Origin of the sequence: Pseudomonas sp. GL-B-26 (assembly GCF_019947405.1) — a bacterium.
Taxonomy (GTDB): Bacteria; Pseudomonadota; Gammaproteobacteria; order Pseudomonadales; family Pseudomonadaceae; genus Aquipseudomonas.
In genome coordinates this window covers 138,084-160,769 of the sequence record NZ_JAGYGJ010000008.1, presented here as the reverse complement: position 1 = coordinate 160,769, position 22,686 = coordinate 138,084, and the positions used below count along the sequence as shown (strand labels likewise).

General features: G+C 59.6%; 28 protein-coding genes. 10 read left to right on the top strand and 18 right to left on the bottom strand.

The genetic code is table 11. The features are described 5' to 3' along the window. The first annotated feature begins 10 nt into the window (after positions 1–10). Complete coding sequence (gene serS / locus KGB23_RS07785) at positions 11–1,291, top strand: serine--tRNA ligase (protein ID WP_150656272.1); 1,281 nt, start codon at positions 11–13, stop codon at positions 1,289–1,291. After that, entirely contained in the window at positions 1,292–2,686 is a 1,395-nt protein-coding gene (gene cysG / locus KGB23_RS07780; protein WP_150656271.1) for a siroheme synthase CysG, read from the top strand. It begins immediately after the preceding gene. A gap of 121 nt (positions 2,687–2,807) precedes the next feature. Here cysG and KGB23_RS07775 read toward each other — a convergent pair whose 3' ends face one another. The 9 genes from KGB23_RS07775 to KGB23_RS07735 all read right to left on the bottom strand — a co-directional run bounded on the left by KGB23_RS07775 (position 2,808) and on the right by KGB23_RS07735 (position 7,821). Further along, positions 2,808–3,815, bottom strand: coding sequence for a glutathione S-transferase family protein (locus KGB23_RS07775; RefSeq protein WP_223430566.1), 1,008 nt, complete (start codon positions 3,813–3,815; stop codon positions 2,808–2,810). Between the two features lie 90 nt (positions 3,816–3,905). Beyond that, positions 3,906–4,907: a glycosyl transferase family protein gene (locus KGB23_RS07770; protein ID WP_223430565.1), complete on the bottom strand. Its 1,002-nt coding sequence runs from the start codon at positions 4,905–4,907 to the stop codon at positions 3,906–3,908. Further along, on the bottom strand, positions 4,904–5,239 hold the full coding sequence (locus KGB23_RS07765) for a TusE/DsrC/DsvC family sulfur relay protein (RefSeq protein WP_033057029.1): 336 nt from the start codon (positions 5,237–5,239) through the stop codon (positions 4,904–4,906). Before KGB23_RS07765 ends, KGB23_RS07770 begins: the two co-directional genes overlap by 4 nt. Further along, positions 5,236–5,529 (bottom strand): sulfurtransferase complex subunit TusB, encoded by a 294-nt coding sequence (gene tusB / locus KGB23_RS07760; RefSeq protein ID WP_223430564.1) that lies wholly within the window; start codon positions 5,527–5,529, stop codon positions 5,236–5,238. Before tusB ends, KGB23_RS07765 begins: the two co-directional genes overlap by 4 nt. Next, the gene (gene tusC, locus KGB23_RS07755) at positions 5,529–5,891 is read right to left on the bottom strand and encodes a sulfurtransferase complex subunit TusC (protein ID WP_150656267.1); all 363 of its coding nucleotides are present in this window, start codon (positions 5,889–5,891) and stop codon (positions 5,529–5,531) included. Before tusC ends, tusB begins: the two co-directional genes overlap by 1 nt. 1 nt (position 5,892) lies before the next feature. Next, entirely contained in the window at positions 5,893–6,285 is a 393-nt protein-coding gene (gene tusD, locus KGB23_RS07750) for a sulfurtransferase complex subunit TusD (RefSeq protein WP_223430577.1), read from the bottom strand. Positions 6,286–6,482: 197 nt separating this feature from the next. Next, entirely contained in the window at positions 6,483–7,187 is a 705-nt protein-coding gene (locus tag KGB23_RS07745) for a YoaK family protein (RefSeq protein WP_223430563.1), read from the bottom strand. Positions 7,188–7,222: 35 nt separating this feature from the next. Next, positions 7,223–7,552 carry a DUF6388 family protein gene (locus KGB23_RS07740; RefSeq protein ID WP_095129012.1) on the bottom strand — a complete coding sequence of 110 codons (330 nt, stop codon included), beginning with the start codon at positions 7,550–7,552 and terminating at the stop codon, positions 7,223–7,225. Positions 7,553–7,572: 20 nt separating this feature from the next. After that, positions 7,573–7,821 (bottom strand): hypothetical protein, encoded by a 249-nt coding sequence (locus KGB23_RS07735; protein ID WP_008154823.1) that lies wholly within the window; start codon positions 7,819–7,821, stop codon positions 7,573–7,575. A gap of 161 nt (positions 7,822–7,982) precedes the next feature. Here KGB23_RS07735 and KGB23_RS07730 point away from each other — a divergent pair, with 161 nt between their 5' ends. Further along, on the top strand, positions 7,983–8,333 hold the full coding sequence (locus KGB23_RS07730) for a hypothetical protein (protein ID WP_008154821.1): 351 nt from the start codon (positions 7,983–7,985) through the stop codon (positions 8,331–8,333). Between the two features lie 5 nt (positions 8,334–8,338). Here the strand turns inward: KGB23_RS07730 and KGB23_RS07725 are convergent, their stop codons facing one another. Continuing rightward, on the bottom strand, positions 8,339–8,767 hold the full coding sequence (locus tag KGB23_RS07725) for a GNAT family N-acetyltransferase (RefSeq protein WP_223430562.1): 429 nt from the start codon (positions 8,765–8,767) through the stop codon (positions 8,339–8,341). A gap of 150 nt (positions 8,768–8,917) precedes the next feature. Between KGB23_RS07725 and KGB23_RS07720 the strand changes: the two genes are divergently transcribed. Continuing rightward, a complete protein-coding gene (locus KGB23_RS07720) occupies positions 8,918–9,355 on the top strand; it encodes a hemerythrin domain-containing protein (protein ID WP_134422604.1) in 438 nt (145 codons plus the stop codon). Positions 9,356–9,416: 61 nt separating this feature from the next. Next, a complete protein-coding gene (locus tag KGB23_RS07715) occupies positions 9,417–10,010 on the top strand; it encodes an NUDIX domain-containing protein (protein ID WP_095129015.1) in 594 nt (197 codons plus the stop codon). Positions 10,011–10,178: 168 nt separating this feature from the next. On the opposite strand, the gene KGB23_RS07710 is transcribed toward KGB23_RS07715, so the two are convergent. After that, a complete protein-coding gene (locus KGB23_RS07710; protein ID WP_223430561.1) occupies positions 10,179–10,694 on the bottom strand; it encodes a methylated-DNA--[protein]-cysteine S-methyltransferase in 516 nt (171 codons plus the stop codon). Positions 10,695–10,844: 150 nt separating this feature from the next. Here KGB23_RS07710 and ggt point away from each other — a divergent pair, with 150 nt between their 5' ends. From ggt to KGB23_RS07695, 3 genes are all read left to right on the top strand, one after another. Beyond that, on the top strand, positions 10,845–12,572 hold the full coding sequence (gene ggt, locus KGB23_RS07705) for a gamma-glutamyltransferase (protein WP_223430560.1): 1,728 nt from the start codon (positions 10,845–10,847) through the stop codon (positions 12,570–12,572). A 68-nt stretch (positions 12,573–12,640) separates the two neighbouring features. Then, positions 12,641–13,174 carry a cysteine hydrolase family protein gene (locus tag KGB23_RS07700; protein ID WP_223430559.1) on the top strand — a complete coding sequence of 178 codons (534 nt, stop codon included), beginning with the start codon at positions 12,641–12,643 and terminating at the stop codon, positions 13,172–13,174. Between the two features lie 185 nt (positions 13,175–13,359). Further along, the gene (locus KGB23_RS07695) at positions 13,360–14,343 is read left to right on the top strand and encodes a lysozyme inhibitor LprI family protein (RefSeq protein ID WP_223430558.1); all 984 of its coding nucleotides are present in this window, start codon (positions 13,360–13,362) and stop codon (positions 14,341–14,343) included. A 118-nt stretch (positions 14,344–14,461) separates the two neighbouring features. Here the strand turns inward: KGB23_RS07695 and KGB23_RS07690 are convergent, their stop codons facing one another. After that, complete coding sequence (locus KGB23_RS07690) at positions 14,462–15,790, bottom strand: TolC family outer membrane protein (protein WP_223430557.1); 1,329 nt, start codon at positions 15,788–15,790, stop codon at positions 14,462–14,464. Position 15,791: 1 nt separating this feature from the next. After that, on the bottom strand, positions 15,792–15,920 hold the full coding sequence (locus KGB23_RS30130) for a hypothetical protein (RefSeq protein WP_263288554.1): 129 nt from the start codon (positions 15,918–15,920) through the stop codon (positions 15,792–15,794). Between the two features lie 114 nt (positions 15,921–16,034). Here KGB23_RS30130 and KGB23_RS07685 point away from each other — a divergent pair, with 114 nt between their 5' ends. Continuing rightward, the gene (locus KGB23_RS07685) at positions 16,035–16,730 is read left to right on the top strand and encodes a tRNA (adenine(22)-N(1))-methyltransferase (protein ID WP_317851611.1); all 696 of its coding nucleotides are present in this window, start codon (positions 16,035–16,037) and stop codon (positions 16,728–16,730) included. Between the two features lie 46 nt (positions 16,731–16,776). Here the strand turns inward: KGB23_RS07685 and KGB23_RS07680 are convergent, their stop codons facing one another. Continuing rightward, entirely contained in the window at positions 16,777–17,199 is a 423-nt protein-coding gene (locus KGB23_RS07680) for an MAPEG family protein (protein WP_223430555.1), read from the bottom strand. A gap of 81 nt (positions 17,200–17,280) precedes the next feature. Further along, positions 17,281–18,234 carry a diiron oxygenase gene (locus tag KGB23_RS07675; protein ID WP_223430554.1) on the bottom strand — a complete coding sequence of 318 codons (954 nt, stop codon included), beginning with the start codon at positions 18,232–18,234 and terminating at the stop codon, positions 17,281–17,283. A gap of 199 nt (positions 18,235–18,433) precedes the next feature. Here KGB23_RS07675 and KGB23_RS07670 point away from each other — a divergent pair, with 199 nt between their 5' ends. After that, complete coding sequence (locus tag KGB23_RS07670; RefSeq protein ID WP_223430553.1) at positions 18,434–19,390, top strand: AraC family transcriptional regulator; 957 nt, start codon at positions 18,434–18,436, stop codon at positions 19,388–19,390. A gap of 282 nt (positions 19,391–19,672) precedes the next feature. Here the strand turns inward: KGB23_RS07670 and KGB23_RS07665 are convergent, their stop codons facing one another. The 3 genes from KGB23_RS07665 to KGB23_RS07655 are packed head-to-tail and all read right to left on the bottom strand — an operon-like array spanning position 19,673 to position 22,667. Then, complete coding sequence (locus tag KGB23_RS07665; protein WP_223430552.1) at positions 19,673–20,428, bottom strand: ABC transporter ATP-binding protein; 756 nt, start codon at positions 20,426–20,428, stop codon at positions 19,673–19,675. Continuing rightward, entirely contained in the window at positions 20,422–21,483 is a 1,062-nt protein-coding gene (locus KGB23_RS07660) for a FecCD family ABC transporter permease (protein WP_046046860.1), read from the bottom strand. The genes KGB23_RS07665 and KGB23_RS07660 overlap by 7 nt, the downstream gene beginning before the upstream one ends. Further along, complete coding sequence (locus KGB23_RS07655) at positions 21,480–22,667, bottom strand: ABC transporter substrate-binding protein (RefSeq protein WP_223430551.1); 1,188 nt, start codon at positions 22,665–22,667, stop codon at positions 21,480–21,482. The genes KGB23_RS07660 and KGB23_RS07655 overlap by 4 nt, the downstream gene beginning before the upstream one ends. Positions 22,668–22,686: the final 19 nt, after the last annotated feature.

The following is a 22,686-nucleotide window of genomic DNA, read 5'->3' as shown; positions in this document are numbered from 1 at the left end:
AGAGACCGACATGCTCGATTCCAAACTGTTACGTAGCAACCTTCAGGACGTAGCGGACCGCCTGGCATCCCGTGGCTACACGCTGGATGTTGCGCGCATCGAAGCGCTGGAAGAACAGCGCAAGACCGTCCAGACCCGCACCGAAGCACTGCAGGCTGACCGTAATGCGCGCTCCAAATCCATTGGCCAGGCCAAGCAGCGCGGCGAAGACATCGCACCGTTGATGGCCGACGTCGAGCGCATGGCGAATGAATTGAGCGCCGGTAAAGTCGAGCTGGACGGGATCCAGACCGATCTGGATTCAATCCTGCTCGGCATCCCGAACCTGCCGCACGAATCCGTGCCGATCGGTGATGACGAAGACGGCAACGTCGAAGTGCGCCGCTGGGGCACCCCGGCCGCGTTCGATTTCCCGGTTCAGGATCACGTGGCCCTGGGCGAGAAATTCGGCTGGCTCGACTTCGAAACCGCCGCCAAACTGTCCGGTGCCCGTTTCGCCCTGTTGCGCGGCCCGATCGCTCGTATGCACCGCGCCCTGGCGCAGTTCATGATCAACCTGCACACCAGCGAACACGGTTACGAAGAGGCTTACACGCCTTATCTGGTTCAAGCGCCGGCGCTGCAAGGCACGGGTCAGCTGCCGAAGTTCGAAGAAGACCTGTTCAAGATCACTCGCGAAGGCGAAGCCGATCTGTACCTGATTCCGACCGCCGAAGTGTCGCTGACCAACATCGTCGCTGGCGAAATCGTCGATTCGAAACTGCTGCCGATCAAGTTCGTCGCCCACACCCCTTGCTTCCGCAGTGAGGCTGGTGCATCGGGACGCGATACGCGCGGGATGATCCGTCAGCACCAATTCGACAAGGTTGAAATGGTCCAGATCGTTGAGCCGTCGACCTCGATGGAAGCGCTGGAAGGCCTGACGGCCAACGCCGAAAAAGTCCTGCAATTGCTCGAGCTGCCTTATCGCACTATTGCGCTGTGCACTGGCGACATGGGCTTCAGCGCGGTCAAGACCTACGACCTGGAAGTGTGGATCCCGAGCCAGGACAAATACCGCGAGATTTCGTCGTGCTCCAACTGCGGCGATTTCCAGGCCCGTCGCATGCAAGCGCGTTTCCGCAACCCGGAAACCGGCAAGCCTGAACTGGTGCACACCCTGAACGGTTCCGGCCTGGCGGTCGGTCGTACCCTGGTGGCGGTGCTGGAAAACTACCAGCAAGCCGACGGTTCGATCCGTGTGCCGGACGTGCTGAAACCGTACATGGGTGGCCTTGAGGTCATCGGCTAAATGGACTATCTGCCGCTGTTCCATAACCTTCGCGGCAGTCGTGTCTTGGTCGTCGGCGGGGGGGAGATTGCCTTGCGCAAATCCCGCCTGCTGGCCGAAGCCGGTGCGCTGCTGCGGGTGGTCGCACCTGAAATCGAACCGCAACTGCGCGAACTGGTTGCCGGCAGTGGTGGAGAGTGTTTAGTCCGAGGTTACGTTGAATCGGACCTGGACGGTTGCGGGCTGATCATCGCCGCCACCGACGACGAACCGCTGAACGCACAAGTCTCCGCTGATGCCCATCGGCGTTGTGTGCCGGTCAATGTGGTGGACGCGCCAGCCCTGTGCAGCGTGATTTTCCCGGCGATCGTCGACCGTTCTCCTTTGATTATTGCGGTCTCCAGCGGCGGCGATGCGCCGGTGCTGGCGCGGTTGATTCGGGCCAAACTGGAAACCTGGATTCCTTCCACCTACGGTCAACTGGCCGGCCTGGCAGCGCGGTTCCGCAGTCAGGTCAAACGCCTGTTTCCGGATGTGCAGCAGCGTCGGGCGTTCTGGGAAGATGTGTTCCAGGGGCCGATTGCCGACCGGCAACTGGCCGGGCAGGGCGCCGAAGCCGAGCGTTTGATGCTGGCGAAAATTGCCGGTGAAGCACCGAATGCAACGGGCGAAGTCTATTTGGTGGGCGCCGGCCCGGGTGATCCCGACCTGCTGACGTTCCGTGCCTTGCGTCTGATGCAGCAAGCCGATGTGGTGCTGTATGACCGCTTGGTGGCGCCCGCAATTCTGGATTTGTGCCGTCGCGATGCCGAGCGGATTTACGTCGGCAAGCGTCGCGCCGATCACGCCGTGCCGCAGGATCAGATCAACCAGCAATTGGTGGATTTGGCCAAGCAAGGCAAGCGGGTCGTGCGGTTGAAGGGCGGTGATCCGTTCATCTTCGGTCGCGGCGGTGAAGAGATCGAAGAACTGGCGGCCCATGGCATCCCGTTCCAGGTGGTACCGGGTATCACCGCGGCCAGCGGTTGCGCGGCGTATGCCGGGATTCCGCTGACGCACCGCGACTACGCGCAGTCAGTGCGTTTTGTCACTGGGCACCTCAAGGACGGTTCCACCGATTTGCCGTGGGCCGACCTGGTCGCGCCGGCGCAAACCCTGGTGTTTTACATGGGGCTGGTGGGCTTGCCGATCATCTGCGAGCAGTTGATCAAACATGGTCGCGCAGCAGATACGCCCGCGGCGTTGATCCAGCAGGGCACCACCGTCAATCAGCGGGTGTTTACCGGCACCTTGGCGGATTTGCCAAGTCTGGTGGCGGAGCATGAAGTGCATGCGCCGACGCTGGTGATTGTTGGTGAAGTGGTGCAATTGCGCGAGAAACTGGCGTGGTTCGAGGGCGCTCAGGCACAAGTCTAGAGACCGAGTCGCCTCCTTCGCGAGCAAGCCCGCTCCCACATTTGATTTGTGTCGTTCACAAATCCCCTGTGGGAGCGGGCTTGCTCGCGAAGGGGCCTTCAAAACCACCAAATGCTTAGGATCAAACCTGGTTCTTGCGCCAAACCCCTTTCCCGCTCAACCGCTCGCGATCATGCGGCGCTGTGAATTCCTGCGCCGGCCCTTTCGGCACAATCCCGGTCGGATTGATGGTCTTGTGGCTGCCATAGTAGTGATTCTTGATGTGCTCAAAATCCACCGTCTCGGCAATCCCCGGCCACTGATAAATCTCCCGCAGCCAATTCGACAGGTTCGGATAATCGGCAATCCGCCGCAGGTTGCACTTGAAGTGGCCGTGATACACGGCGTCAAAGCGAATCAACGTGGTGAACAGCCGAATATCAGCTTCAGTCAGGTATTCGCCGGTCAGGTAACGATTAGCGCCCAACAGCTGTTCCAGCCGATCAAGCTCCTCGAACAACCCGTCGAACGCTTCTTCATAAGCCTTCTGTGACGTGGCAAATCCTGCGCGATACACGCCATTGTTCACCGCCGGATAAATCCGTTCGTTCAGCGCATCGATCTCGCCCCGCAGCGGCGCCGGGTAGAAGTCCAGGTCATTGCCCGTCAAATCATCGTAGGCGCTATTGAACATGCGGATGATCTCCGCCGATTCATTGTTGACGATGCGATTTTGCTGTTTGTCCCAGAGCACCGGCACGGTGACGCGGCCGGTGTAGTCGGCGGTATCGGCGGTGTAGCGCTGGTGCATGAAATTGAAGTGATCGAGCTTGTCCCCGGTCGATCCGAGGTTCTGATCGAAAGTCCAGCCGTTTTCCAGCATCAGCCAACTGACCACCGAGACGTCGATGAGGCTTTCGAGGCCTTTGAGCTTGCGCAGGATCAGTGTGCGGTGAGCCCATGGACAGGCGAGGGACACGTAGAGGTGATACCGACCGGCCTCGGCTGCAAAGCCACCGACACCGGTCGGGCCAGGCTTGCCGTCGGCGGTCAGCCAGTTACGACGCTGCGCTTGTTCACGCTGGAACGTACCGTCCTTGCCGCTTTCGTACCACTGGTCATGCCAGCGACCTTCAACTAACAAACCCATGTTCAAGACTCCTCAACCAATAAGCGTTGGAGAGGAGTCTATTCGCATAGGTTCGATAAAAAAGCGCAAAGGTTGGGCGCTTATGATCGGTTAAATCGATTTGTCCCGAGCGTCCCAATACTGCTGGGCAGTTTCGAAGGCGTGTTCGCGGGTTTGGCCGAGGCCGCGCAAGGCCAGGGCCATGGTCGAGATCAACGCCATTTGCGGATAGCTGTCGACCACATCGCCACGCCACACGGCTTTTAAATGCTCGGGATCGAGGGTGGCCGGTTTGACGTGCCGTTGAGCCGACAGCTGCGGCCATTCCTCGTCCCAGCTTTCGCCGCCAGTGGTGCCGTACAAGTGACTGTCGGCGTCCGGGTTGATCTCGATCTCGCCGCCGTCGCCTTTCACCACGATCGCGGTATCGCCGAGCAAACCGCTGGCATCGCGATGCACCGCCTGGTAACCGGGGTGGAAAATGCTTTGCAGGCCACAGCGAGCGCCCAACGGATTGAGAATCCGCGTCAGGGAATGGATTGGCGAACGCAGGCCCAATGTATTGCGCAGGTCGATCATGCGCTGAAGTTGGGGCGCCCAATCGACCAGCGGCATGAAGGCCAGGCCACCGTTATCGAGTGCCTCGCCGACCTGCTGCCAGTCGCGACACAACGGAATCTTCAACTCATCCAGCAATTGCTCGCTATAGAGCCGACCCGCCGTGTGCGCGCCGCCGCCATGCATGAAGACGCGCACGCCATTTTGCGCCAGGCACTTGGCCGCCAGCAGATACCACGGCAGATGACGCTTCTTGCCGGCGTAGGTTGGCCAGTCCAGATCGACATTTAATGCCGGTGTCTGCAAACGTTCGCGCAACGCTTCGGTAAAACCTGCCATCTCCTCAGCGCTTTCTTCCTTGTGCCGCAACAGCATCAGGAATGCGCCGAGCTGGGTGTCTTCGACCTTGTGGTCGAGCACCATGCCCATCGCTTCGCGGGCTTCCTCGCGGGTCAAGTCGCGGGCGCCACGTTTGCCCTTGCCGAGGATGCGCACGAACTGGGCGAACGGGTGTTCGGCGGGTGTTTCGAGGGTCAGCGCTGGGTAGTCGGTCATAAGCAATTCGTCGGTTTGGGCAGGCCCGCCAGTTTCGCGGCGAGTTTGGCAGGGGTGCCTTTGAACAGTCGGTTCAGGTGCAGGCTGTTGCCCTTGTCCGGGCCCAGCTTCAGCGCGGTGTACTTGATCAGCGGACGAGTGGCCGGCGACAACTGGAATTCGGCATAGAAACTGCGCAGCAGTTCGAGGATTTCCCAGTGTTCGGGGCTCAACTCGATGTCTTCGGCGGCGGCCAGGGCGCTGGCCACCTCAAAGGACCAGTCGCTCAGTTCTACCAGGAAACCGTCCTTGTCCAACTCGATGGCGCGTGCGCCGACCGTCAGGGAGTTCATAGCCAACTGTTGACCTTGTCGTAGTGAATCGACAGCTCGACAAAGGCCGGGTAATCGATGGCCTTGGCCGTGTCAGGAATCTCCAGCGCGCGAGCCTGGGCGTCTTCGGCCAGTACCAACAGTTTCAGATTGCGGGCGTTCAGCGCATTGAACGGCGCAGTGCCTGGTTGCAACGCATAAACCGCGTCGCCGGTCAGCAGCAGCGCATCGTCAGCGCCCATCAAGCGCAGGCAACTGGTCAGGCGATCGTCGCCGAACGGGGAATGAGACAACACATGCAAAGTCGACATCAGAGGGTGATCACCTGGTCGTAACGGTCAATAAGTGCGGTGATTTCGTGAGCGGTCAGCACCTGGGCTTCTTCCAGCGATAAACCGGCCGGGTCCAGCCCCCGTTCTGCAGCGCTGTCGCCACAGACGAACAGGTCGTCGACACCGAACATCGGCAAGGCTTGCAGGTTGGCGCTCAGGTCCTTCTGCTGAAGGGCCTTGGCATCCTGTTTCGCGGCGAGCTGGAACACCCCGTCATCGAGAAACAGCAGGCCGATCGGTAGGTCGAAGGCACCGCCGGCCAACACGATGTCAAGCGCTTCGCGCGCACTCGGCCCGGACCAGGGCGCCTGACGGCTGATAATCAGCAAGGATTTAGCCATCTCACGCGCCTCCGAAACAGATCAGGCGGTCGGCGTCCTGCACCGCGTCGTGCAACTGGCCCAGACCAGACAATTCCCACGGCGCGCCCACCGCAACGGCTTCACGCTGATAGCGCCCGGCTTCTTCTTCGTTCAATACGCCACGACGCAGGGCGGCCGCGATGCACACGACGCCGTCCAGTTGATGTTCGGTGACGAAATTGCGCCATTGCTTGGGCAAGTCCTGTTCATCCTGCGGCGTGACCACGCTTGCGGAGGCGTTGTAGACGCCGTCCTGATAGAAAAACAGCCGGACAATCTCATGCCCGCCGGCCAGCGCGGCCTGGGCGAACAGCAAGGCGCGGCGCGAGGAGGGCGCATGGGCGGCGGAAAACAGCGCGATGGCGAACTTCATGACGGACTCGATCAGTAAAACTGCGGCCATGATAAAGCTTTATCGCCGGGGCGGCTAAATGGGTTTTCCCTTGGGACCGAGTCGCCGCCTTCGCGAGCAGGCTCGCTCCCACATTTGACCGAGTTCTACCAAATGGAATGCGATTCAATGTGGGAGCGGGCTTGCTCGCGAAGGCGGCCTGACAGACACCACCCAATTCAGCGCGGCATATAACCCAACTGCCAGCGCCGGGGGATTTTTAGCGACAGCAGCCCGACTGCGCCGGCCAGCAGACCGCTGACAAACAACGCCCTGAGCCCAAAATGATGTTCCAGCACTGCGCCGAGTACCGCGCCGGCAAACATTCCGGTCCAGGGGATCAGTTGCACGCGCCAACCGTTGCGCCGTTCGCCGAGCATCCAGCGTCCCAGGCCACGGCCGAAGCGCGACAGGGCGCCGGTGACGTAGGTCAGGCCGACCGGCAGGCCGTTCACTTCTTCCACGGCGGCATTGAGCATGCCCATGGCGATGATCGCGGCCAGCAGCGCTGGCAATTGCGCGTCGTAGGGCCAAGCGGCGGCGCCGCAGAGCAGCGTGGCGATGCACAGCAGCAAGGGCAGCGCCCGACGGCCGCCGAGGCGACTGACGACAATCCCCAAGGCGTTGCCGACGATGAAGGTGCCGACGAGGATCACCAGGCGCAAGGTCAGGCCCAGGTCGCCGTCGCTGATGGCGACGGCGAGGCGGGTGGTGTTGCCGCTCATGAACGAGACGAAATCGCCGCTGGCCATGAAGCCAATGGCGTCGGTCATGCCCGCGAGCACCGAGAGGCTGGCCACCAGCGACATGCCAATGCGTCCGCGCCATTTGCGGGTATGCAGATGGCCTGGGCTCGCGCGGTCAGTGGAGAGGGATGGCAACATCAGCGAAGGTCGTCCTCAGGCAGCGACCGGCATGGTCACTTACTCAATCCATATAACTCGCAATACTCCAGCCAGTCCATGCCGGCCATCTCGGCCACTTCCTTGTGCACTTCCAGGCGCTGTGCCTGATAGTCCTCGGGCGTCGCGGCGGTCAGTTGCAGCGTCAGCTCCCAGGCAAACAATCCCAGGCGCTCGGCCTCGGCTTCGAAGGCTTCATGCAAGCGCTCCTCGCGGTACTGCGCCGCGGTCTCGCCCTTGGCCTGAGCCAACAGCGGGTTGAGGTTGTCGAGTTCGACGCGCAGTTCAGGGCGCTCATCGAGAAACTTCTTCAGCGCTTGCTCGTGTTGCTGTTCGGTTGCCGCCATGGTCGCTCCTTGAGGCTGGGTTACGAAGACTGCTTCTTGCTGGCCTTGGCCGCTGCTGCCAGGCATTCGAGGGCAAACTGCTCGGGATACGTCATTTGAATCGGCGTGGTTTCACCTTTGACGGTTCTTTCGCCGTCGAGGATGTAACGAATCCGCTTGTCGGTGACGCCAATTCGCTTGGCAATCCAGGACGGCGTCTGACCGATCTGGCTGATCAGCTTGTCGGCATATTCAGCGGTCGGTTTGTAATATTCGGCGTTGGGTGTCATGGCCTTTCCAAAAAATGAGCCCGGAAAAACGGGCGATGCGGTGTTAATGGCGCGACAGGGTGCGCGAATCGTCACTCGGTGTCGCGGTATAAATGAAGTAAAGCAGAACGATACGCCGTGCCGCGGTGATACAGTCCGCTTTTTCTTGATGAGCGAACGCAATGCGAATTCTGATGGTGGCGCTGGCCGTAACGTTGCTGGCGGGATGCGCGGGCTCGGCGATGAACGACGCCCGCACGGGAACCCCGTACAAAACCCTGACGTCGGACAAACCGGAAAAAGTCGTCGCCCAGTGTGTGCAGTTTTCCTGGCAGGATGAGGCTGTGTTCGGTGTCGATGCTGGCGCGTATTTGCAGCCTGGCGAGAAGGGCGGCACCACCGTTTACACGCGCTCGGCGGAGTCCTTTGTGGACGTGAAGACTGACGCTTCCGCCACCGTGCTGAATTATTACGCGCAGCATGACGACTTTGTCGCCAAGCGCCGACTGGCGGCGTTGGCGACCTGTTTGTAAGTCGTTCAGCTATTGATCAGGCGCTTCTGGAAAAAGAAGCGCTTGTGGCCCGGCGGGTAGTCAGCAATCTGGCCTAACTCGCTGTAGCCGAGCTTCCTGTAGAACTCCGGCGCCTGGAAGTCGAAGGTGTCGAGCCAGATTCCGATGCATTCCTTTTCCCGTGCCAGGTCTTCAGCCATCTGCATCAGCTTCGTGCCCATGCCCTGTCCCCGGGCTTGCTCCGGTACCGACAGCAGGTCGATGTACATCCATTGGTAAAACACTCGACCGTGAAGCCCACCGAGAATCTCGCCGCTATCGTCACGCACCAGCAAGGCAACGGGCTCCTGCGTCGAGACGCCGGCTTTTGCGGCGTTATAGGCGCGCAACGGCAGCAGGATCGCCTGGCGCTCTTCATCCGTGGGGTTTTGCGACCGTTCTATTTGCAGGGTCATCAGCTATTTCCTTATGGCCAGGGTGGAAAACATTTCCAAGCCTATCGCGGCAACGGGTCGTTGTTCCAGCTCTCAGGTGGAACCGTCGTTCGCGCGCAGATGTCTAGCCTAAACAGCGTCATTCCAGAACGCGGCCTATGAGGATCCTCCGTGAATATTTTCGAAGCCTTGCGCGAAAGCCACGACCGCCAACGCACCTACGCCGATGCACTGATCCAGACCAGCGGCGACACCCCCGAGCGGGTCGAGGCTTACAAGCAACTCAAGTCCGAACTTCAGGCCCACGAAACCGCTGAAGAGCGCCACTTCTACATCCCGCTAATGGAGTTTGATAATGGCGTCGACCTCAGCCGCCATGCCATTTCAGAACATCACGAGATGGACGAAATGATGGAGGAACTGGACGAGACCGAGATGTCCAGCCCGGCGTGGCTGGCGGTCGCGAAGAAGCTCGCCGAGAAGGTTAATCACCATCTGGAAGAGGAAGAGCAGAAGTTCTTCCAGATGGCCGGCAAGCTACTCGACGACAAACAGAAAGAGACGCTGGCGGGTCAGTATGAGAAGGAATACAAGGCTCAGCTGTCTTAGCGCCAGGCTTTCGTTTTAGCCTAAGATGTGCGCCTTCTGACGAAAAAAGAGATGCATTGTCATGTCGAACACAGCCGAGCGGGTCAACCTCATTGAGTCTCAGGTGTTGTCCCACGACTGGTACCTGCTCAAGAAAATCACCTTCGATTACCAGCGCAACAACGGAGAATGGCAACGCCAGACCCGCGAGGTCTATGACCGTGGCAACGGTGCGGCGATCCTGCTGTTCAACCGTGAAAAGAAAACCGTCGTGCTGACCCGGCAATTCCGATTGCCGGTGTTCGTCAACGGCCACGATGGGTTGCTGATCGAAGTCGCGGCGGGGCTGCTCGAAGGTGCGGCGCCTGAAGAGCGCATCCGCGAAGAAGCGGAGGAAGAAACCGGTTATCGCGTGCACCACGTGCACAAGGTGTTCGAAGCCTATATGAGCCCCGGCTCAGTGACCGAAAAGCTGCACTTCTTCATCGCTGAGTACGATGCCGCTTCGAAGGTCAGCGAGGGCGGCGGACTGGAGGAGGAGACCGAGGAACTGGAAGTGCTGGAATGGAAATTCGACGACGCACTTGAGGCGTTTTATCGCGGGGAGATCTGCGATGCGAAGACCATCATGTTGCTGCAGTATGCGGCGATGAAAAACATCTTCGTCGCGGGCTAATCAATGTAGCAGCTGTCGAGCTTGCGAGGCTGCGTCCGGCTGCGCAGCAGTCGTAAAACCATTCACTGCGCTGTTCCGGATAAACCGTGGCGCCTGAATTTGCGACTGCTGTGCAGTCGGACGCAGCCTCGCAGGCTCGACAGCTGCTACAGGTCGCGTTACGCCTGATCAGAACAAATCGCCCGTCCTGTTAACCCCTGACCATTCGCAACCTTCCAGCGTCAGCAGCTGCTCCTTCGCCTCAAGTCCACCGGCAAACCCCGTCAACTTCCCCGAAGCGCCAATCACCCGATGACATGGCGCAACAATCGATATCGGGTTCTTGCCATTCGCCGCGCCCACCGCCCTCACTGCACCGGGATTGCCGATCTGCCGGGCTATCTCGCTATAACTGCGGGTCTCGCCAAACGGAATGGTCAGCAGCGCTGCCCAGACCTTCTTCTGAAATTCCGTCCCGGCAAAATCCAGTTCCAGGTCGAAACGATTGCGCGAGCCCGCAAAGTATTCCCGCAGCTGCTGAGCGGTGCGCATCAGGATCGGATTATCCGGCGCCTCACGCATCGGCCCAAGCCGCACCCGCTCGGGTTTGTCGTTTTCCCAGAGGATGGCTGCCAGTCGTGAGCCGTTCGCGACCAGCTTCAACTCGCCCACCGGCGTGGCGAGGGTGATGAAGGTGTAACTCATGCCGGTGGACTCCGTAAAAGTGCTGAGCAGAGGCCAAGCATACTGCCTCGACGGGGAGGCACAATACGCAATCCCAGCCATACTTGCCTCTGCTCTTGAGGCCTTCCCTCTGTTTTTTTACAGAGCCTAAAAACAAAAAGAGACCGACTCATGAAGTTCGAACCTTTTGCCAAATCGCTGATTGCGACCTCATTGGCGCTCAGCTGCCTCAGTGCTTACGCGGCCTCCGTGGCGCCGGTTGCAGCCGAAAACGGCATGGTCGTCACCGCCCAGCATCTGGCCAGTCACGTGGGCGTCGATGTGCTCAAGAATGGCGGCAACGCCGTCGATGCCGCGGTAGCGGTCGGTTATGCGCTGGCGGTGGTTTATCCCGCGGCGGGCAACCTGGGTGGCGGCGGTTTCATGACCATTCAATTGGCCGACGGGCGCAAAACCTTCCTCGACTTCCGCGAAAAAGCTCCGCTGGCCGCCACCGCCAACATGTACCTCGACAAGGAGGGCAATGTCGTCCCTGACCTGAGCACCCGTGGCCATCTGGCCGTTGGCGTGCCGGGCACCGTGTCCGGCATGGAACTGGCGCTGAAGAAATACGGCACCAAACCGCGCAAGGAAGTGATCGCCCCGGCCATCAAGCTCGCCGAAGACGGCTTTGTGCTGGAGCAGGGCGATGTCGAGTTGCTGGAAATCGCCACTGACGTGTTCAAGAAGGACATCAAGGATTCCGGTGCGATCTTCCTGAGCAACGGCGAGCCGATGCAGGTCGGCCAGAAACTGGTGCAAAAAGACCTCGGCAAGACCCTGCGGGAAATCTCCCAGAACGGCGCCGACGGCTTCTATAAAGGCTGGGTGGCCGATGCCATCGTCACCGCCAGCCAGGCCAACAAAGGCATCATCACCCAGGCCGATCTCGACAAATACAAGACCCGCGAACTGGCCCCGATTGAATGCGATTACCGCGGCTACCACGTGGTTTCAGCGCCACCGCCAAGCTCTGGCGGCGTGGTGATTTGCGAGATCATGAACATTCTCGAAGGCTATCCGATGAAAGACCTGGGCTATCACTCGGCCCAGAGCATGCACTACCAGATCGAAGCGATGCGTCATGCTTACGTGGACCGCAACAGCTACCTGGGCGACCCGGATTTCGTGAAGAACCCGATTGCCCATCTGCTGGATAAAAACTACGCCACCAAAATCCGCACCGCCATCGACCCGCAGAAGGCCGGTGTGTCCCGCGAGCTCAAACCCGGCGTAGCGCCCCATGAAGGCAGCAACACTACTCATTACTCCATCGTCGACAAATGGGGCAACGCGGTGTCGGTGACCTACACCTTGAACGACTGGTTCGGCGCCGGCGTCATGGCCAGCAAAACCGGGGTCATCCTCAACGACGAAATGGATGACTTCACCTCGAAAATCGGCGTACCGAACTTGTACGGTCTGGTGCAAGGGGAGGCCAACGCCATCGCTCCCGGCAAGGCACCGCTGTCGTCCATGAGCCCGACCATCGTCACCAAGGACGGCAAAGTGGTGATGGTGGTTGGCACCCCCGGCGGCAGTCGCATCATCACCGCGACCTTACTGACCATACTCAACGTGATCGACTACGGCATGAACATCCAGGAAGCGGTCGATGCACCGCGTTTCCACCAGCAGTGGTTGCCGGAAGAGACCAACCTTGAGACCTTTACCACCAGTCCCGATACGGTGAAGATGCTCGAAAGTTGGGGGCACAAGTTTGCCGGGCCACAGGACGCCAACCATGTGGCGGCGATTCTGGTCGGCGCACCGTCGCTGGAAGGCAAACCGGTCGGCAAAAACCGTTTCTATGGGGCGAACGATCCGCGTCGTAATACTGGGTTATCGCTCGGTTATTGAGGGTTGTTTTTAAAAGGGGACGGATCTATTTTCGTCCCCTGATCCACTGACTTTTCAAGGACGGGACCATGGCTACCGCACTGCTGATCATCGATGTCCAGCAAGCCCTGTGCACTGGCGAGTACGCATGTTTTGAGATCAAACGCGTTATCGAGAACATCAACGACCTGAGCGCCAAGGCTCGCGCTGCCGGCATCCCGGTCATCCTCATCCAGCACGAAGAAAAGGGCGACCTGCTGCAACACGATTCCGAAGGCTGGCAACTGGCCAAAAGCCTGAAGACTTCGCCGCAAGACCTTCGCGTGCGAAAAACCAATCGAGACTCGTTCTACCGGACCCACTTGCAAGCCCAATTGCAGGATTTGGGCACCGACCGCCTGATCATCTGCGGGCTGCAAACCGACTATTGCGTCAACACCACTGTCCGCCAGGCCCTGAACCTGGGCTATGACGTAGTGCTCGCCGCCGATGCGCATTCCACCGTCGACAACGGCAACCTTGCCGCCGAAGACATCATCACCGAGCACAACGCAGACCTGGCGCACTTGACGGGGCCTGTGGCACGGATCGACGTTATCCCCACCAGCGAAATCCATATCTGAAACTACCCCGAACATGTAGCGGGGGCCCGCCCCCGTTTTGACGTGTTCACCTCGGGTCCCACCGAGCCACCGTTATAAAAATGCCCGCGCTCATGGACTTGGGCATACTGGCGCCGCCAAAAGAATGGAATCTGCCGATGCCCTCAAGGTCCTCTCGTTTCAATACCCCTTACGCTTTCCTGTTGATGCCTGTCCTCTTGTCCGCTGCTGCCCACGCCAGCAGCTTCAACTGCGACAGCGCCGTCAGTCCCAGTGAGAAGGCCATTTGCGCCGACCCCTACACGTCGGACCTTGACCGCAAACTGGGCGCACTCTGGAGTTCGACGCTGCCCAAGGTCGTCGACCCCAAGTCGCTGAAAGCGGATCAACGCCAGTGGCTGAAACAACGCAATCAATGTGCAGACAACCTCAGCTGTCTGCGCCAGCAGTACCAGATGCGCCTCGTTGAACTCGGCCACGCTGCCAAGCCGTTTACCTGGGATGCCTCCTGGCAACTGATTCCGTGGGGCGTTGCGACGGGGGCCGAGTTGAAAACCACACGCAAGGATTCAACTCACATTACGTTCGACGTTTCGGCCACGAACGGCGCCAACATGGGCGAGCTGAACGGTATCGCGACACTCGACGGCACTCAGGCGCATTACGCCGAGGGAGCCTGCACCCTGGATTTCAAAGCCATCAACGGCGTACTCGACGTTACACAGAGCGGCGACGCTGCCGATTGTGGCGCCGGCATGGGTGTGTATTACGCCGGACGTTATGTGGCGTCGGAGCAGTCTTTGGCACTGGACAACGATTTACTCAGCGTGGGGTTGGTGCGCACACGGCAGGAGGATGACGCACTGCGGCAATTACTCAAGGACGACTATCAGCGATTGCTGGCGAGTAGCAGTTCGAGGGTGACAGGCGACACGTCGGGCGACTTGCCGGAGGCGCAAGTCACGGAAATGTGGATACGCGGTTTAGGCTCGATCAACGCTGCGATCTTCGCGAGCGCACCGGATAGCCGATTTTGGTTGCTACTGGTGGTTGCCGATCAGCAAAGCCATTTGAGAGCCCGTTACTACACCAATGTGCCGGGCTGGAAAGGCCACTTGCCTGAATCTTTGAAGCATTGGTACGACGAGCGAGCGAAAGACGAGACGTTAGCGCTGGACCTGATGCCTTGAGCCGATAATGGTGGTGAGGGGCTTGCCCCCGTTGACGCTTACACGGTCCCGAAAAGAGGACGCTGTTGCGTGCCCGGGTTTTGCCGACCACGTTGTAGAAGTGCCGCGCAGGTGAACGTCAGTGGGTAACCAACAGTTCCGGGCCGAGGTAGTCGTTGATGTGGTCGATATCGTCGTCACCCAGACTGCCCACCGAAGAGGCCAGGCGCAGGCGCGACATCAAGTAGTGAAGCTTGGCCTCGAACAGATCGTGGCGCGCAACGAACAGCAGCTCTTCGGCATTGAGGACGTCCGAGTTGGTGCTGGTGCCTCCTTCTTTGAAGCCCTTGCGTGACGAAGCCAGTGAGCGTTCATTGGACTCCACTGCCTTCTCCAGCGCGTGAATACGTTGGGCGCCGCTCTGTACGCCTTGATACTCACGGGTGGTACCGGTGATGACTTCCTGGCGCGTGGCGTCAAGTTCGTCCAGGGCCTTATAGCTATTGGCACTCGCCTGGCGTGTCAACGCGCTAGTGCCGCCACCGCTGTACAACGGGAAGTTTACTTCCAGCCCGATTGAGCCGTAGCGGTTACGTTGATTCAACTCGGAGATTGATTGGCTATCACCCGCGGTGTAGCCGGCCACGAAATCCAGTGTTGGCCAGTGGCCGGCCTTGGCGCGCTTCACTTCTTCTTCGGCGAGGTCGCTGCTATGACGGCTCGCATGGATCAGCGGGCTGTCGGTCTGGGCTTTGACTAACCAGTCTTGCAGGTTGCTCGGTAGCAACGGTGGTGTATCGAAGCTCGGACGCAAGGTGGTCAGCGATTCGGGGGTTTCACCGATAAATTCCTCAAGCTTGCGGCGCGCGTTGACCAGGTTGTCCTGCGCTTCGATCAGCTCAACCGCGGCGAGGTCGCGACGAGCGGCCGACTCGTCGATGTCGGTGATGGTGCCGGCCCCCAACTCCATGCGCCGTTTCGCCGAGGCGAGTTGCTCGTCGAAGGCTTTCAGTTTGGACGTGGCAAGGGTGATGGTTTCGCTGGCCAAGAGCACGTCGAAATAGCTTTCAGCCAGGCGCACTGCGGTGTCCTGACTCTTGGCATCGAACACCGCGACGCTGTAGTCGGCACGCTGCTTGCCCTGGCGGTACTCGGCCATCTTCTGTTTGTTGAACAGCGGTTGGCGCAGGCGCACGTTAGCGCCCTTGGAGGTGTAGTCGAGATCTCTTTCGACGCCGCTCTGGCGTTGGGTGCCATTGACCTTGTTGTCGTAGGCCGAGGCATTGATCTGCGGTAGCAGGCCGGCCATGCCGATGTCGCGGTTTTGCGCGCCGGCCTCTTTTTCATGCACGGCGGCGCGATAGACGGGGCCTTGGTACTGCAACAGATCCCAGGCTTGTTTGAGGTCCATGGCGCTGGTCGGGAGGGACAGCGACAGCAGGCAGAAGTACAGGCAATGACGGACCATTTCATTGTTCCTTGAAGGAGCTGTCAATACGCTCAAGCACTGGTTTGAGAAGATAGCTCATCATGTTGCGCTCGCCAGTCTTGATGGTGACGCTGGCGGGCAAGGCCGGAAAGGCGATGTCCAGGGCCACACAGCATTCTCTGTGCCAAAAAACTAAACAGCCTATAATTTCTGCCGGCGGGGCAGCCTGCCTGGGCTACCTGCTGATATCGACCTGATGCGGACACTGAAAAAGGAACGGCGGTTGAACGAACAGACATTGTCCCAGCGCCTGGAGCGTGTAGCGGCGCATGTGCCAGCAGATGCGCGCCTGGCCGATATCGGCTCGGATCACGGCTACCTGCCGGTGGCGTTGATGCGCCGTGGCGCGATCGTGGCGGCGGTGGCCGGCGAGGTGGCATTGACGCCGTTCCACTCGGCCGAACGCACCGTGCGAGAGAACGGCCTGGACCAGCGGATCACCGTGCGCCTGGCCAATGGCCTGGCGGCGATCGAGCCGGGAGACGGGATCACGGCGATCAGCATCTGCGGCATGGGCGGCGAGACGATCCGCGACATCCTCGACAGCGGCAAGGCGCGCCTGAGCGGCCAGGAGCGCCTGATTCTGCAGCCCAATGGCGGCGAGCAGCCACTGCGCCAATGGCTGATGGAAAATGGCTACCACATCCTCTGCGAGGAACTGCTGCGGGAAAACCGTTTCGACTACGAGATCATCGTCGCCGAGCGCGCCGGGCCGGTGACGTACACCGCCGAGGAGCTGTACTTCGGCCCGCTGCAGATGCAGGCACGCAGCCCGGCGTTCCTGATCAAGTGGCAGCGCATACTGCGCGAGAAGCAGAAGACCCTGACCCACTTCGCCCGTGCACGGCAGGCCGTGCCGGAAGAAAAGGTGCAAGACATCACCCGGCAGGCCCGGTGGATCACCGAGCTGCTGGCGTGAGCACGGTGCAGGGTTTGTACGAAAAAATCGCCCCTGGTTTGGGTCTTCATACGCCGTAATAAGCGGCTACAACAATGAGCGCGAGAAAACAGACCAACTGCACGCAAAAGAAGGTAAACCGAACCGCCACGAACGTATCGGTTTGCACATGGGATACGTGAACCAGAGACTGGCACACGCGAGCGATCAGGATGATTATGGACAAGTAGTTCACTGCGGGGCCGTCGACACCAAGGGCTGAAATCACGAATACGATGGCGCCAAAGACAGGCAGATTTTCCACACAGTTCGCGTGCGCTCTTATCCCTCGCCGATACCAATCCTCGCCTTCGAGCTGATCGCTTCGGAAAGAAGCAATCGGAACATTCGAAAACAAGATTCTGACCCAGCGATACACCCCGACGGTTGCCATCAACAGCAGCAAAGTCCAGGTCGCAAATCCAAGCAGCATCCACATCGGAATCGTCATGGCTGCCATCCTCAATCAATCATTCTCAGCACGTCATCCCATAGCCGCGCGGCCGACGCGCAGTCGGCCGGCCCCTGTCGATCAATTGCTCATGATGGGTGCCAGTGCGGTCTGAACCCTGGACAACTGTGCTGGAGTTGTCATGCGCGTAAGCAGCCGGCCAAAGTGTGGATGCTGCACGCCCGAGATAATGTATTGCCAGCGGTAGGCGCTCAGCACGCAGGCTTTGATTTGCACGGTCTCATCGACACTGAACGATCGTGAAATATTTCGAATGAAGTAGTCGGCATCGGATGCCGATTGTGCCTGCAGGATTCCATCGACGGCCGCCACCAGTGCAATCAGATCGTTCACTGCCTGGTCGCGCTCGGCCGGGGAGAGTTTCGCGTGCTCCGCCTCCCATTCAAGTTCATCGAGTACGACGTGCCGGCTTTCATCCTTCCAGTGAAATTTGAAGACGTCCTTGAACAGTGGGCACAACTCCTCGCGCGGGGCGATGCTTTGCACGTAATGCGTCTGAACAAACAGCTCGATATGACAGGTCAGCGCCAACACCGACCAGGTGCTGGCCGCCAGTACCGCGCGCGCCACATCGTTTGGATCGGCAACTTGACGATATCCCGCTGGCAATTGCGACCCCATCATCGTCTCAATGCGCCGGAACAGCTCCTGATGCTTGATCTCGTCGTTGGAAAAGCGCACGAGCGCTTCGAGTGCGAGCTGATCGTCAAAGACATGGGCCCGACCTTGATCGAGCATTTTGGCACTGATAAAGCGCTCGACCAGGCCAAAGATATACGCATAGGTTCGGCCCTGAATCTGGCTGAGCAGGCGCGCCTCGTCCGCGGCGAGAAAGGTCAGGCGGTCGATCCGCGATAGTCCGTCGGGCAAGAATTTGCGCGAGAAGTCGAAGCTGCGGTCCTGTAGCAAATCGCGATCGATCTGCCATTCCGCTTTCTTCGATGATCTGACGATTTGAGCATAACGGGCGGCGTTGCCTGAATCTGAGCTGGGTAGGGTCGCTGCGGTGTTCATGTTGATCTCCGGCTTGCGTGGTCAAGTTGGAATGGGCCAATTACGGTTAACGCGGGAGTCAATGACCAGTGGTGAAGCATCTGGGGATCGCCTCGATCACTGTGTCCGCGTTGGTGCTAATCTGGGCCTCGCAGTTCAGGCGGTGAATGACCAGTGCGCCTGATTACATGCTCCGGACTCCGGAAAGGAGGGCTGGCAATTGTTGGATGCGCTATCTGATGTCTTGCGTGTGATTCGGCTGTCTGGAGGGGTCTTCCTCGAGGCGGAGTTCACTGCGCCCTGGTGCATCAGCGGAAGAATCTCTGCAGACGATTGCAAACCGTTCCTGGCGGCACCTCGGCATATCATTGCGTCGCATTTTGTCGCGGCGGGGCACATGCAATTGCGAATCGACGATGGCGCCACCCTCGACGTACGGGCAGGCGAACTCATTCTGCTTCCTCGCAACGACATTCATACTTTTGGCAGTGATCTAAGCATTGCGCCCATGTCGGCGCGCGACGTTATTCAGCCACCGGAAGTCGGCGGCATTTCACGAATCAAGTACGGCGGGGGCGGCGAGGCCACACAGTTATTGTGCGGATTCCTCGGCTCTGAAACACCGTTCAGTCCGTTGCTTTCTTCGCTGCCAGCCTTATTGAAGTTAGACGTGCGCGCGACGGCTTCGGGGGCCTGGATTGAAAGCTCATTCCGTTTCGCGGTCAGTGAGATCGCGGCGGGGCGCGTCGGCTCGACAACGGTCATCGCCAAGCTATCCGAATTACTGTTCGTCGAAGCCGTCAGCCAGTATGTCGCGAACCTCCCCGCTGAACGGCGCGGGTGGCTGGCGGGTTTGCGGGATCCGCAGATCGGGCGCGCACTGGCGCTGCTCCATGCTCGTCCAACCGAGGGCTGGACGGCAGAAGCCCTGGCGCTTGAAGTGGGCATGTCGCGTTCGGTATTCGCGGAGCGATTCACGGCATTGGTCGGACAGCCACCGATGCAATACCTGACGCTCTGGCGTATGCACGTGGCGGCTCAACACCTGCGCGAAGGTCGCGGTAATGTGGCGCAAATCGGCTTTGCAGTTGGCTACGAATCCGAAGCTGCATTCAGTCGCGCATTCAAACGCCAGTTCGGCACATCACCCGGCACCTGGCGCAGACAATCAGCATGAGAAGGTCCGGTGCCGATGGAGATTCTGATCAAGCCAGGCAGCAAGTGTCTCCTCATGGTCGATTTCTGCCTTTGGTCAACGGCAGCTTGGGTCGATTGCTGCCTGTCGCAAAGAACTGCAATCGGCAAGCGAAGCTTTAGGGAGTGGGATAAGTGGAATGGATGCTCCGTTCAACCATTGTTTGGGGGATAACGAAGACAAATCAGCTGCTGAAAAGCTTCGCTATACGAGTTTCGTCTATCGCACTACTACCCTAAGACCTGACCTTAACTGGCTAAAGTATCAAACGATATCGTCGATGAGTATGTGATGCAGCCCGCGGCTGCACTGCTCGATGCGCGCCTCAACCTTGTATACGTTGCGCAGCATTTGTTTGGTAATGACCTCGTTGCTTGGGCCGCTACCTTGAGTGGTGCCGTCCGCGATAACTAACACCTGATCGGCAAAGCGCAGTGCCTGGTTCAGGTCGTGGATGGCGATGAACACAATGACCTCGCGTTTGCGGGCCAGTTTGCGCATGAAGTCCAGCACCTGCACCTGCCGATACATATCGAGGGCGCTGGTTGGTTCGTCCATCAGCAGGATTTCCGGCTCGCGCACCAGCGTTTGTGCGATCGAGACCAATTGTTGCTGACCTCCGCTCAATTCGCCGAGGTTGCGGAACGATAGTCCCGTGATGCCCAACGCCGCGAGAATCTCGTCGACCAGTTTCAATTCGTCGTCGTGTACGACCCAGCCCGGTGTCAGTTGTTTACGCGCCAGTAGCACTGATTCGTAGACCGTCAGCCGGGCACTGGCATTCAAACCCTGAGGCATATAGCTGATGCCCTGTGCACCTTTTTTTGAGTCTTGCAGAATGACCTGCCCGGGGCCATCGATCAGCCCGGCCATGCGTTTGAACAATGTCGACTTGCCTGCGGCATTGGGCCCGACCACCGCGACTACCTGACCGCCGAAAAAAGTCGCGGTCGTGACACCGCGAATGATCTCGCGCTGGCCGTAGCGGGCACCGAGATTCTCCAGTTGAAGCGTTACCATGAATTTTTCTTCCCGCCGAGAATCAAGGATATGAAGAACGGCACGCCGATCAGCGAGGTGACGACCCCGATGGGGAATATCGCGCCCGGTATCAGGGTTTTGCTGACCACAGAGCTCGCCGACAGAATCAATGAGCCGGTCAGCAACGAGGCCGGCAAAAAGAACCGTTGGTCTTCACCAATCAGCATGCGGGCGATGTGCGGGCCAACCAGCCCGATGAATCCGATGGTGCCGACAAAGGCCACCGGAAACGAGGCGAGCAGGCTGACCATGATCAGCGTCTGAAATCGCAGGCTGCGCACGTTGATGCCGAAACTGGCGGCCTTGTCATCGCCCAGTCGCAGGGCAGTCAGGGCCCAGGCGCGTTTGGCGAAGATCGGCAGGGTGATCAGAATGACCAGGCAGATCACCCCGAGCTTCGGCCAGGTGGCCTTGGTCAGGCTTCCCATCGTCCAGAACACCACGGCGGCCACGGCTTGCTCGGTGGCGAAGAACTGCACCAGCGCCAACAGCGCGTTGAACGTGAACACCAGCGCAATGCCGAGCAGCACGATGGTTTCGGCGGTGACGCCGCGACGCATGCTCAAAAAGTGGATCAACAGCGCCGACAACATGGCCATGATGAACGCGTTCAACGGCACCATGAACTGCGCTGCCAGCGGGAACAGCGCGACACCGAACGCCAGCCCCAACGCCGCACCAAAACTGGCGGCGGCGGAAATGCCCAACGTAAACGGACTGGCCAACGGGTTGTTGAGGATCGTCTGCATCTGGGCGCCAGCCAGCGACAACGCCGCGCCGACGGCGACGGCCATCAGGGCCACCGGCAGGCGGATGTCCCACATCACCACGCGCACTTGCGGTGAAGCGCTGTCTGGCGAGAACAGTGCGCCGAGCACTTCGCGCAAGCTGTAACTCGCCGGCCCCAGAGCCAGGTCGAGCAATACGCTGCACAACAGCAAGATCACCAGCCCGAGGAGAATCAGGCGTTTACGCAGCACCAGGCGACGATAGGTTTCGCGCTGGACGACCACGGCGTCGGTCAATGAACTCATGGTTTTACCTCAGGCTGGCGCAAGCTGACAAAGTAACCGGACTCATACGGCACCGGCAGGAAGCGCTCATGCAATTCGCGAAATGACGCGTCCGGATCCAGATCGGCAAACAGTGTCGGATGGAACCATTTCGCCAATTGCTGGATGGCGACGAACTGGTAGGGGCTGTTGTAGAACTGATGCCAGATGGCGTGAAAGGCTTGATCGTCCTGAGCCTTGATACCGGCGTAGGCCGGGCGCTGGGTGTACCAGGCGAGTTTTTTCCTGGCTTGCGCCATGTCCGCGCCCGGGCCGACACCGACCCAATGGCCGCCGGGTGCAAAGGCTTCCCAGTTGGCGGTCGTGACGACGACATGCGCCGGATTGGAGACGATGACTTGCTCGGGGTTCAACTGGCCGAACGTGGTGGGAATGATGCGGCGGGCGATGTTGTTGCCGCCGGCCATATCGACGAACAGTCCGAAGTTCTCGTTGCCGAAACTCAGGCAGCAATCATCGGTATAGCCTCCAATGCGCTCAATGAACACACTGGGGCGGGGCGGGTGTTGTTTCTCGATGACGTCGGTGACGCGGCGAATTTGCTGGTTGCGAAAATCGATGAAGGCTTCGGCGCGTTGCTCTTTGCCGAACAGTTGGCCGAACAGGCGCATGGTCGGCTCGGTGTTCTGGATCGGGTTGTTGCGAAAGTCGACGTAAACCACCGGGATGCCCAAGGCGTCGAGCTTCTCGATATAGCGCGCATCTTCGGTGGCATGTTGCGCCTCGATATTGAGAATGATCACGTCCGGGCGCTGCGATATGGCCTGCTCGATATCGAAGGTGCCATCTTCAAACCCGCCGAAGGTTGGGATCCTGGCGATGTCGGGGAATTTGCGCAGGTAGGCGCCGTAGGTATCCGGGTCCGACTGGATCAGATCCTTGCGCCAGCCGACAATGCGCTCGATGGGGTTTTGTGTGTCCAGTGCGGCGACCAGATACAGCTGCCGGCCTTCACCGAGAATGACGCGTCTGAGCGGCAAGTGCACCTTGACCTTGCGCCCCAGCAGATCGGTTACCTCGGTGAGCGCCGGATCCGCTTCAGCGGCAAGCACGCTGCGCGGGGCAAGGAAAAACACTGCCAGGCTCAGCAGACCCGCCAGTAGCAGCGCAGCGAAAGCGTGGCTGCGTCGATCAAAAGTCACCATGGTCAAAGCCTTTGCAAAA